The following is an 11,274-nucleotide window of genomic DNA, read 5'->3' as shown; positions in this document are numbered from 1 at the left end:
TTTGGCTTTGGCAATGATGGTATTGCGATTGGCTTATCCAACTTATGGAGTCATGGTGGCTTCTTTACTGGTGGCTGGACAGGTTTCTTCTTTGCATTATCCTTAGTAGTCGCTGCCTATCAAGGGGTAGAGCTAATTGGGATTACGGCGGGAGAAGCAAAAAATCCGCAGAAAACAATTACCAATGCGATTCAAAGTATTATTTGGCGTATTTTAATATTTTATATCGGAGCTATTTTTGTGATTGTCACAGTCTATCCATGGGATGAACTTGGCACAATCGGTAGCCCGTTTGTTGCAACATTTGCTAAGGTTGGTATTACAGCTGCTGCAGGTATTATTAATTTTGTTGTCATCACAGCGGCTATGTCAGGCTGTAACAGTGGGATTTATAGTGCTGGACGTATGTTATATACGCTTGCTATGAATGGACAAGCACCCAAATTTTTCGCCAAGCTTTCGAGTAATGGTGTACCTTTATTTGGTACAGCTGGTGTGTTAGTTGGACTTGTTATTGGCGTTATTCTTAGCTATATTGCACCTGAAAATTTATTTGTCTATGTGTATAGTGCGAGTGTTTTACCAGGGATGATTCCATGGTTTATTATTTTAATTAGTCAAATTCGATTTAGAAAGGTGAAGGGAGCCCAACTTGCAGAGCATCCTTTCAAAATGCCTTTCGCGCCATTAACAAACTATGTAACGATTATCTTTTTAATTATGGTACTAATTGGCATGTGGTTTAATGATGATACGCGTATATCATTAATTGTCGGCATCGTTTTTTTAGTACTTGTCACAGTCAGCTACTATGTATTTGGTATTGGCAAAAACCGATACGGTAAGATTCAATAGAATAGTTTAAGAGGATGCATCTCAAAAATGGGATGCATCCTTTTTTTGCTAGCACAATTTTTACATAATTCAACTGTAAAAAGCCAAACTACTAAAAAGTTTATACGATGGACATGTCTTGGGAAATCAAGGAGTTGATATGGATGCGTGGGATACCTGAACAAATCGTTGCACATTTAAAGCAGGAATTAAATGAAATAGATGATGTAAAACTGAAAATGATGGCAACGGAAGAAGGGGACGTCACGGTCATTTATTTCTCCTCTCTTATTGAAAAAATGACCTTACAAACCATGGTAATAATACCGTTGGCCAATAATTTAAAACAGATACATCAAATGTCTCAATATATAGATGCAAAGGACGTAAAGGATGTCATTAAACGATTGAATGCTGGTCAAACCTTGCTATTCTTTCATGAAACAAATGCACTTGTAAGTATGGATACATTTAGTGCACCAATCAGAGCTATAACCAATACTGAAACAGAATCAACCGTGATTGGGCCACAGGATGCATTCACAGAATCATTGGAAACCAATATTTCTTTAGTAAGAAGACGTATTCAAAGTTCTATGCTAAAAAATGAAAACCGGATTGTAGGTTCTGAGGCTAATATTAAAATATCGATCGTGTATATGGCCAATATTGTGAATGACGAAAACTTGAAAAATTTAAGAAATCGTATTGATCAAGTGAATTATCCATTATTTACGGATATTTCAGTTTTAAAGCAATTAATAGAAGATAATCCGTTATCACCCTTTCCACAATATTATATGACCGTACGTCCAGATAGTGTTTGTCGGTACCTTCTAGATGGTAGAATTGTTGTTTTTATGGATAACAGTCAATTAGCGATTGTCTGCCCTACATCCTTTTTTGAGATGTTCGTTTCGATTGAGGATTATTACAACCGCTGGACAACGGCATCTTTATTAAGGATGCTGCGCTTTTTTGGTTTTTTCATAACGATCATGATTACACCAATGTATATTTCAGCTTTAACCTTCCATCCAGAAATTTTGCCTTATGAATTATTGTTAAGCCTTCAAGAGTCGAGGAGTAAGGTACCATTTCCACCTTTGATTGAAGTGTTATTTATCGAGCTAATTATTGAAGTCTTACGAGAAGCGGGCTCTCGAATGCCTGCAAAAGTCGGCCAAACAATTGGTATCGTAGGAGGTATTGTAATAGGTACGGCGGCTGTAGAAGCTGGATTACTCAGCAATATTCTAATCGTCCTGGTCGCAACATCTGCCTTATTATCGTTCCTACCACCAATATTTTTAATGAGTAATACGAGCCGCTTTATACGATATATTTTTATTTTATCCGCAGGGCTCTTTGGTTTATTTGGCCAGATGCTCGCCTTTGCATGGTTAATCCATCATTTACTAAGTCTAAAATCTTTAGGAACAAATTATATGACACCAGGGATACCAAGAAAGCCGACAGATTTATTAGATAATGTCATCAGATTTCCATTGAAATATTTAACGAAAAAGACGGGGATTTCAAGAACTCAGTCAAAACAGCAGGAAGAGAAATTAGGTGAAGACGTTGAGCACAGCTAAATTAAAGGTTTTGAACCGCTACCATGTCATCTTTTTGGCTCAAAGCATTATGATTGGTACAGGTATACTTTCGTTGCCGCAAAAAATGAGTTCGATGGGGTATACTCAGTGGCTTGTGCCGATTATATTTGGAATAACTGCTACGTTAACTCTTTGGCCAATGGTTTGGCTTTGCTCTAAATATCCTACTGAGCATTTATTTCGTATCAACGAAATATTATTAGGAAAAATCATAGGAAAGGCCATTAACCTATTTTTTGTCTTGCAATTTATTGTCTTTAGTGCAGGTATCATTAGTAATTATATGCATCTCATTCAAAGTACAGCGCTGCCTGAACAAACGATCACATTGCCTGTTATTTGTTTATTACTTTTACTTATTTACATTGTAAGTGGGGGCATAAAATCAATAGCTAGATTTTGCATGATGACTTTTTTTATAACAATCCCCATGGTCTACTTTACACGGTGGGCAATTGAAAAAGGGGAGTTTAGCCATTTACTTCCGTTTTTTAATTTTAATGCGAAACAATTTTTTGATGCGTTCAAAGATGGATATTTATCAATCCTTGGTTATGAATTAATTATGATTTATTTTCCTTATATTATGGATCAGAAAAAGGCATTTCGCCATTCGCTAATCGGGATTTGGATTAGTATTTTTCTTTGTTTTTTCACAACAGTCGTAAGTGTCATTTATTATTCTGAATGGCAATTGAAAAATGTGGAGTTTTCTGTATTGAATTTATTTAAAGCTGGTGAATTTACGTTTGTTGAACGAATAGATATTATTGGGATCACGCTATGGGTATTTTTAATATTATCATCCGTAACTGCCTATGTATGGTGTGCCAAAATAGGAATTGACTCAGTATTTAAAAAGAAAAAAATTTATATACTCTATTTAATTGCAGCTATCATATTTGTGATTGTCAAGATGCCTTTTTCCCGCGAGGTTCAAGAAAAGCTATTTGCAGCAAGTAATTATATAGGCTATATGCTAATTATTTGGCCAGTCATATTAATGCTCGTATATGCAGTTAGAAAAAAGAAGGTGGAGCAATGAATAAAAAGCTTCTATGCATCATCCTTTCCTTGTTATTGTTACTAGTTGGTTGTGCAAGAAAGGAACAAAAGGTTCCACTAGAGGATATAGGTATGGTTGGTACAATGGCTTTTGATTATATAGATGATAAGCAAATGAAATTAACCGTAGCCATTCCGCAGTATTCGCCCGAAGCACAAAAAAACACACAAATTTTCTCTGTTGCTACTGACCTTGTTTCAAATGGAATAGTAGAAATTGAAAAGCTATCAGATAAAAAGATTGTCTTTAACCAATTACGTGTTGTCTTAGTCAATGAAGAGTTTGCACGAAAAGGGCAGGTGCGAAAGGTTATTCAGCATTTATACAGAAATGCAGAGGTAGGCAATAAGGTACTTATTGCTATTGCAAAGGACAATGCAGAAACTATTTTAAAGGGAGATTATCCTGATAAACCAAACATTAATTTTTATATTAATGATCTTTTAGAGCCAAGTATTAATACGGCGTTTAATCCCAATACAAATGTCCATGATTTCATTTACACCATTTCAAATCCAGTGATAGACACAATTCTTCCTTATATTGAAAAGCTTGATGATAAGTTAGAAATAAAGGGTGTTGCTATTTTTAAAGGGAGCCATATGCATGAACTGATAAAGCCAGAGGAAGCGCTCATTATTCAAGCTTTACAGGGACGAAAAAATCTGGCGCCGCTCCATTTAGATTTGCATGAGGGACATGGTGAAGAGAAGCTGATGATTGATTTAATTGAGAGTACGGTCAATATACAAAGCAATAAGGATATTGAGTCACCTAAGATAACCATTAACCTTAACATTAAAGGGACATTAAGCGAATATAAAGGCGCAAGAGAGTATGAGCTAAAAACCGCTGAGAGCATTAGTCATTTGGAGAAAGATGTTAATAAGCAGCTGAAAGAGGATATCACTAAATTTCTAGATAAATTAAAAACGATGGATGTGGATCCAAGTGGATTAAGTGAGAAATTTAGAATGTATTATCACGGAAAATGGACGACTAAAAAAACAAGGGAACTAATTAGAAAGCTAAATACAGAAGTACATGTTAAGACATCCATTATTAGTACAGGAACCTTAAAATAAAAGGACAATCAAATCTGCAATCCATTAGAGCGCAGATCTGTTCGTCCTTTTTTATGTTTATGATTTGCGCATAATAAAGCTTAAATGTCTGCCTGCTTTTTTGTCCTGACGGTAAGAGAAGCCATCAGGGCTAAGGAATGTGCAGGTTGCATCAATTTGTATGTGCTCTGCTGGAATACCTGCAAGCTCACATTGTTTTTTGACGGTTTGTTGATTATCAATATGATATTTATTGGTTTCAGCATTAAAATACATGAATTGTTCAGCATAGCCCAGGCTATGGAATTTTTCGTAGACATCTGCGTCAACCTCAAACTTTTGCTGACTTAGAGCCATGCCGATTTGAACATGAAAATCCTCAGGTCGGCATTGTTCTTCATGTACTAGATGTTGGAATAACTTTAGGGTTATTTCTTTGACTGTTCCTTGCCAGCCTGAATGGATAACACCAACTAGTCCATTCACTGCATTATAAAAAATAACGGGAACGCAATCTGCGGTAAAGCTACATACTAATAAATTGGGCTCTGTGGTATAAAGAGCATCCGTATTTTTAACTGCTGTATCCATTTGCTCAGCTCCACGTCCTTTATCGGCCAATGTAACCTTGTGGAAATTAGCACTATGGGTTTGCTCTGTACAAATAAATTGTTGTAAATCACAGTTCAACGTAGCAGCTAATTGTTGACGATTTTCAATCACATCTTGAACATTGTCGCATATGTGCAACGCCATATTATTTTGCTCCAATTCCAATGGATCTTTTAAGGTAGTACCCGCAATAAATTGTTCATTATCTACATAAATTTTTGTTTTCATTCTAATCACCTCGTTTTACTATATAGGATTACTTATGGACAGTATAGGTTGCAGTTATTTGTTATTTAGCTCTCTTTTACCCGTCTATCAATCTTTTAGACATAATGAACCAATTTCCCTACATATAGTGGAAGGAATGATATTGATAGCTAGAGGAGAGGGCAAATTTTGAGTGAACTAAACATATTATTGATTTGCCAATTAGGTATGGGCCTTTTTTGGATTATTACATATATACTCGTTATTTATAAAGGATGGCGAGATAAACAATATGGCATGCCCATGGCGGCAATTTGTGCCAATATTTCATGGGAGTTTATCTTTGCTTTTATCTACCCGCAAAATGATCTCCAACGATTCATTACGCTCATTTGGTTCCTATTAGATATCTTTATTTTAATGCAATTTTTACGCTATGCTCCAAATGAATACCGTAAAATGCTTTCAAAAAAATTATTGTATTTCTCCTTTTTGCTGACTTTAGTTTTCAGCATGTTGACGATTTTAGGCTTAGTCCATGAGTTTCATGATTACGAAGGGAAGTACGCGGCCTTTTTTCAAAATCTCATGATGTCCGGTTTATTTATCGCTCTATTGTTGCAAAGGGGGAATTTGGCGGGCCAGTCGATGGCAATTGCTATCTGTAAAATGTTAGGTACATTGTTTGCCTCAGTTGGCTTTTATCTCTACTTCCGCACGCCACTGATTACCATTATTTCTGTGGCAACGCTCTTTTATGATTGGCTTTATATTCTCTTAATCTATCGTTGGCAGAAGCAAAAACCAAAATTATAACAGATATACCTATTGGTAATGTATGCTAATTACAAATAGATTGCAACTTGATGACAAGGGAAAGGATAAAGAAGGGCGTCAAAATGGGCTTTTTCTGTTAATGTTGGGGGCATGTCATACAATTGTAAAAATCCTTCCAAATATTTTGTGATGATTATCGCACTAAAACTATTTACGATAGTAGTAGAGCAAAGAGGAAGGATGATTAACATGTTGAACAAAATCAAAAAAGCAGCATTTTCTTCAGTAATAGCAGCTTCTTTATTAGTACCAGTAGGAGCAATGGCAGCTGAATCCTATACTGTAGCATCTGGAGATACTCTATGGAAAATAGCGTTGAAAACAGGAACTGGAGTACAAGAATTAATTGATGCCAATCCACAGCTTGCGAATCCAAATCAAATTTCCCCTGGACAAAAAATCACTGTTTCTGTAAAGGAACAAGCAAGTGTTGAACAAGAGGTAGTTAAACTTGTCAATGCAGAGCGCGCAAAAGCAGGTCTACCAGCATTACATGAAGATTTAGAGCTATCAAAAGTAGCAAAAAACAAATCTCAAGATATGCATGATAAACATTACTTTGACCACACTAGTCCAACATATGGCTCACCTTTTACTATGATGAAAAACTTCGGCATCACCTATAAATCGGCTGGCGAAAATATCGCGAAGGGCCAACGTTCAGCTCAAGAGGTTGTCACAGCTTGGATGAATAGTGAAGGACACCGAGCTAATATTCTCAACAAAAGCTACACACATATTGGGATAGGCTATGTACAGGATGGGAACTACTGGACACAAATGTTTATTCAAAAATAATTATACAGAACTGCCCGAATTCAGTTGTCACTGATGAGGGACAGTTCTTTTTATGTAGATAAATAAAATCAAATCAATCCATTTAAAGTATATTAAACATCCCTTAATACTTTTCATAAACAATATGTTTGGGTAAAACGCACAAGAAATTACAATTTTTTCGGCATATTGTATCCATATATGATAGAAAGGGCGTTTATTGTGGGAAAAGAACAAAAATTTTTTAGGTTTAAGTTTAAATCCAATCCTGCTTGTCATTGTCATTGTTGTGGTTTTTGTTGCCCTTGCCGTTGTAAGCCACCATTTTTACCAGAACCACCAATACCAGTCTGTGATTATTTAGTATATGTGACGGATGCTGGCAGTTAGAAACCCCTGATAATAGGGTATCAGTGATTGATACAGCGACAAATACTATTGTTGCTTCCATTCCAGTAGGAACGGCTCCTTTAGAGGTAGCGATCACACCAAACGGAGCATTTGGTTATGTTCCAGCACTCTTCTCCGATAATGTCACAGTTTTTAATACTGCAACAAATACGGTAGTCACTACGATTCCTGTAGGAGATGAGCCGCTTGGTATAGCGATTTCACCAAATGGTGCCCTTGCTTATGTCTCAAATCATGGACCAGCAGCTAACTCTGTATCCGTCATTGATACAGCGACAAATACCGTAACAGCTACCATTCCAGTTGGGCTCCAACCTCAAGGTATCGCTTTTACGCCGAATAGTGCGTTTGCCTACGTGGCAAACGAAAATTCAGGTACTGTATCGGTTATTAACACAGCTACTAATACGGTGGTTGCTACAATCCCTGTTGGAATTCGCCCAAGATCCATTGTTTTTACTCCAAGTGGACAATTTGCTTACGTTACAAATGAAAATAGCAACAATGTATCTGTCATTAATGTTGCAACAAATACAGTAATCAATACAATTCCTGTGGGAACAGGGCCTGTAGGAACAGCCATTACGCCTGATGGCACACTTTTGTATATTGTCAATAAAGGTAGTAATACTGTTTCTGTCATCAGTACAGCAACAAATATGGTGATAGCTACAATTCCTGTAGGATCATCTCCTGATCAAGTAACCATTTTGCCAAATGGAATGTTGGCATATGTCACAAATCAAACGGACAACACAGTATCTGTTATAGATATTGCAACCAATATGGTAGTGGATACAATTCCAGGATTTAATGGTCCGACTGGTATAGATACTGGAACAATCTGCCTATAGTAAATGAGCTAATTTTTTGAAGTACTCAAAGATTGCAAACAAAATTAAACTAGTAGCCTCCTAAAAATCAACACCACTAAAATTCAAGACGTCATATTGGGGTGTTAAAGAAAGTAATGGCCAAAAGATGTTCTGATAGAAAGTTACGAATGAATTGTATAGCCTGATTTTGGATAGCTCTCTCATTTTAAATTTTAGTATGGCTATCCTAACACTACATAATTTTATTAAATGTTGATTTCAAAGGTCGTTATGATTTATGTTTCCCATTAACAGATAAATAAATTTCCATAAAAACCACACACTATTAGCAATATACGAATAAGATGTCTCTGTAGTATGAAGATAGAGGTAGGTGTACATTGTTGAGAAAGAAGTGGATGGTTGCATTTTGCGTATTAAGTATGATAGGACTAGTGGGATGTCAAAAAAATGCCGCAAATGAGCATAGGCTAGAGCAAGAAAATCAGCAATTAAAGCAACAAATCGAAGAATTACAAAAGCCTGTTAACTCCGAGCAAATAACGCAAAATGAGCCGGCTATTGTAGAGATAGTGGATCCTACGACAAACACGATTATTGAAACGATTTCACCAAAGGAAAGTGGCTATGAGACAAATCCGCAAGCCTATCAGCAGTTTATCGAGCAAGTCGCTAAGGAATTAGCGAGAGGAACGAAAACAACCAATGGCTATGATCAGCGGATGGTGCTTGATCGATTGGATGAAACAGGGAATATAATTAAGGGAAGACCACAAACGATTTTAAAAGAAAGTGAATTAGTGGAGAGAGTTTTAGAAGCCTCAGCGACTGGTGGTCAAGTGGAAGTGCCACTTTATACCACTCAAAGTGGCTATTCGCTTGAGGATATTCCTTATTTAGAGGAGGTTGTTGTCGCATCCTTTACAACCTATTTTAATAGCGCTGATGTGGGGAGAAATAAAAACATTGAGCTTTCTGCCAAGGCCATTGATAATGTGATCGTTGGCAGTGGAGACCAATTTTCGTTTAATACGGTTGTGGGACCACGAGATGAAGCTCATGGCTATCAGCCTGCACCAGAAATTATTAATAAAAAAGTTGTCATGGGCATCGGCGGGGGGATCTGTCAAACATCTTCAACCCTATTTAATGCAGTGGATCAAATTCCAGTTAAATATGTGGAGCGCCATCACCATTCCTTAGACGTAGGGTATGTACCAAAGGGGAGGGACGCAACGGTGTCCTATGGTAGTTTAGATTTTAGATTTCAAAACACTAATGATGTACCATTTTTAATAAAGACTAGCTATGGCAAAGATTTTCTAACAATCGAAATACGAACAGCAGAGAAATATGTAGAATTATTGACAAAGCAATAATATAGTGAAAAGACACTAATAGACATTGGTGTCTTTTTTTAGGTGCCATGATATAGTTAATTTGAAAAGCTCTGGGAGGGGAAAACCATGCATCCAAAAATACAGGCAGTAATTGATTCTATTGATTTATACCAAGCGACATATCCAGAAGATGCTTGTGTCATAGTGGCAGATACAGAAAGGGTTCTTGCCTACAAACCAGGTAAACATGTTGACCTGAAAGTAGGGATAGGTGAATCCGTCCATACATATAGAGGAACCGCAACGGAAATAGCATTAAGTTCAGGTCGATTTGTGAAGGAAGAACGAAGTGCAGAAGGATTTGGTATGGCCTATATCGCCTCTGCACAGCCTATTTTTGATGGTGGACAAGTTATAGGCGTATTAAGTGCCATTATTTCGAATGAAAAAATGGATAATATGCGTTTATTAGCTACAGAACTTTCAAGTACTGTGGAAGAAATGACTACTACAAATGAAGGGTTAGCCACTGCTAGTATGGATGTTTCAAAACGTTTGGAAGAGCTATCTAATTTCTCTGAATCGATGGCTGGCGACATTGAACAAATCAATGTCATTGTTAATTTAGTAAAAGATTTGGCAATGAAATCAAAAATTCTTGGCTTAAATGCTTCGATTGAAGCTGCACGTTCTGGTGAGCATGGGCGTGGCTTCGCGGTTGTCGCTTCAGAAATTCAAAAAATGTCCCAAAGCAGTACTGATAGTGCAGATAGTATTACAAGACAATTAGAAAGCATTAAGCAATCTATTGATCAAGTGAATGCTTCTGCTAATCAAATTGCTGCCTTTACCCAGCAATTTGCAGAAAGTATGCACGAATTAACGGATGCCTATAAAGGGGTTAATAATACAGCAGAAAAGCTCATGCATATTAGCGAGATTAAAGGATAGCATAGAAAAAAGGATAATAGCCAAGTAGATTGCTATTATCCTACTCTATAATTAAATAATTTCTAAAATTTCTTGAGGAGTTGCTACCTTGTATTCAGGCTCTTCATTTTTAACCACTTCCTTGGCATCATAGCCCCATTCCACCCAAGCAATGGGCACACCTGCTTTTTTACAAGCCACAATATCCCGTTGTTCATCCCCGATATATAGCACATCGGATGAGTGAACATTCGATTCCTTTAAAAACTTTTTCATCACTTTATCCTTGCCGAAAATTCGGTTTGAGCAAAGAACATCGGCTACACAATGAATACCGTTCATTTTTAGAAATTCTAAAATATTGTCCTTAGAATTTGAGGAAATAATGAGGATTTTATAGCCTCTTTTATCAATTTCCAGCAGTACTTCTTTCATTCCATCAAAAAGATGAACATCATTTAACGATTGGCGATACAATTTATAAAATTGCGGTAAAATCATCGGCAATTTATACATTGGAAAATCAAATAATTTACTCCGTTCAGAAATCGATAATTTTTTCAAGGCATCAATTTCCTTTAATTCGATGCCTTTAAATTTATATTTTTGAGCTAATGTATTCCATGCTGATGCAAACACGGCAGTTGAATCTGCCAATGTTCCATCAAAATCAAAGATAATATGCTTCATTGCAAACTTTCTCCTTTACCATCTAGTTGTATTGACGTTTTATGCTTAAAA

The 11,274-nt window shown here is 36.5% G+C and carries 11 protein-coding genes; 9 read left to right on the top strand and 2 right to left on the bottom strand.

The features are described from left to right. The 4 genes from RT445_RS11170 to RT445_RS11155 form a co-directional block, all read left to right on the top strand. A partial coding sequence (locus RT445_RS11170; protein ID WP_313470603.1) for an amino acid permease occupies positions 1–855 on the top strand: 855 nt, incomplete at its 5' end. Positions 856–998: 143 nt separating this feature from the next. Further along, entirely contained in the window at positions 999–2,432 is a 1,434-nt protein-coding gene (locus RT445_RS11165; RefSeq protein WP_313470602.1) for a spore germination protein, read from the top strand. Further along, positions 2,410–3,498, top strand: coding sequence for a GerAB/ArcD/ProY family transporter (locus RT445_RS11160; protein WP_396631802.1), 1,089 nt, complete (start codon positions 2,410–2,412; stop codon positions 3,496–3,498). The genes RT445_RS11165 and RT445_RS11160 overlap by 23 nt, the downstream gene beginning before the upstream one ends. Then, on the top strand, positions 3,495–4,604 hold the full coding sequence (locus tag RT445_RS11155; RefSeq protein ID WP_274796412.1) for a Ger(x)C family spore germination protein: 1,110 nt from the start codon (positions 3,495–3,497) through the stop codon (positions 4,602–4,604). Before RT445_RS11160 ends, RT445_RS11155 begins: the two co-directional genes overlap by 4 nt. A 57-nt stretch (positions 4,605–4,661) precedes the next feature. Here RT445_RS11155 and pgeF read toward each other — a convergent pair whose 3' ends face one another. After that, complete coding sequence (gene pgeF / locus RT445_RS11150; RefSeq protein ID WP_274796413.1) at positions 4,662–5,423, bottom strand: peptidoglycan editing factor PgeF; 762 nt, start codon at positions 5,421–5,423, stop codon at positions 4,662–4,664. Positions 5,424–5,591: 168 nt separating this feature from the next. Between pgeF and RT445_RS11145 the strand changes: the two genes are divergently transcribed. The 5 genes from RT445_RS11145 (at position 5,592) to RT445_RS11125 (ending at position 10,554) form a co-directional block, all read left to right on the top strand. Beyond that, on the top strand, positions 5,592–6,218 hold the full coding sequence (locus RT445_RS11145; RefSeq protein ID WP_312505586.1) for a transmembrane-type terpene cyclase: 627 nt from the start codon (positions 5,592–5,594) through the stop codon (positions 6,216–6,218). A gap of 210 nt (positions 6,219–6,428) precedes the next feature. Continuing rightward, a complete protein-coding gene (locus RT445_RS11140; RefSeq protein WP_313470601.1) occupies positions 6,429–7,037 on the top strand; it encodes a CAP domain-containing protein in 609 nt (202 codons plus the stop codon). Positions 7,038–7,429: 392 nt separating this feature from the next. Then, a complete protein-coding gene (locus RT445_RS11135) occupies positions 7,430–8,281 on the top strand; it encodes a beta-propeller fold lactonase family protein (protein WP_313470600.1) in 852 nt (283 codons plus the stop codon). 365 nt (positions 8,282–8,646) lie between these two features. After that, on the top strand, positions 8,647–9,642 hold the full coding sequence (locus RT445_RS11130; RefSeq protein WP_313470599.1) for a VanW family protein: 996 nt from the start codon (positions 8,647–8,649) through the stop codon (positions 9,640–9,642). An 87-nt stretch (positions 9,643–9,729) separates the two neighbouring features. Continuing rightward, positions 9,730–10,554 (top strand): methyl-accepting chemotaxis protein, encoded by an 825-nt coding sequence (locus RT445_RS11125; RefSeq protein ID WP_274796417.1) that lies wholly within the window; start codon positions 9,730–9,732, stop codon positions 10,552–10,554. A gap of 51 nt (positions 10,555–10,605) precedes the next feature. On the opposite strand, the gene RT445_RS11120 is transcribed toward RT445_RS11125, so the two are convergent. Further along, positions 10,606–11,223 (bottom strand): HAD-IA family hydrolase, encoded by a 618-nt coding sequence (locus tag RT445_RS11120; protein ID WP_312505583.1) that lies wholly within the window; start codon positions 11,221–11,223, stop codon positions 10,606–10,608. Positions 11,224–11,274 lie beyond the last annotated feature (51 nt).

Origin of the sequence: Lysinibacillus sp. (genome assembly GCF_032093475.1) — a bacterium.
Classification (GTDB): Bacteria; Bacillota; Bacilli; order Bacillales_A; family Planococcaceae; genus Lysinibacillus; species Lysinibacillus irui.
Note: the sequence above shows the minus strand (reverse complement) of the source record. Positions and strands in the feature narration are given on the sequence as shown.

Excerpts from the sequence above, each read along its gene's own strand:
- RT445_RS11165 (WP_313470602.1), top strand. The coding sequence starts at position 999 with ATGCGTGGGATACCTGAACAAATCGTTGCACATTTAAAGCAGGAATTA.
- RT445_RS11155 (WP_274796412.1), top strand. The coding sequence starts at position 3,495 with ATGAATAAAAAGCTTCTATGCATCATCCTTTCCTTGTTATTGTTACTA.
- pgeF (WP_274796413.1), bottom strand. The coding sequence starts at position 5,423 with ATGAAAACAAAAATTTATGTAGATAATGAACAATTTATTGCGGGTACT.
- RT445_RS11140 (WP_313470601.1), top strand. The coding sequence starts at position 6,429 with ATGTTGAACAAAATCAAAAAAGCAGCATTTTCTTCAGTAATAGCAGCT.
- RT445_RS11125 (WP_274796417.1), top strand. The coding sequence starts at position 9,730 with ATGCATCCAAAAATACAGGCAGTAATTGATTCTATTGATTTATACCAA.
- RT445_RS11120 (WP_312505583.1), bottom strand. The coding sequence starts at position 11,223 with ATGAAGCATATTATCTTTGATTTTGATGGAACATTGGCAGATTCAACT.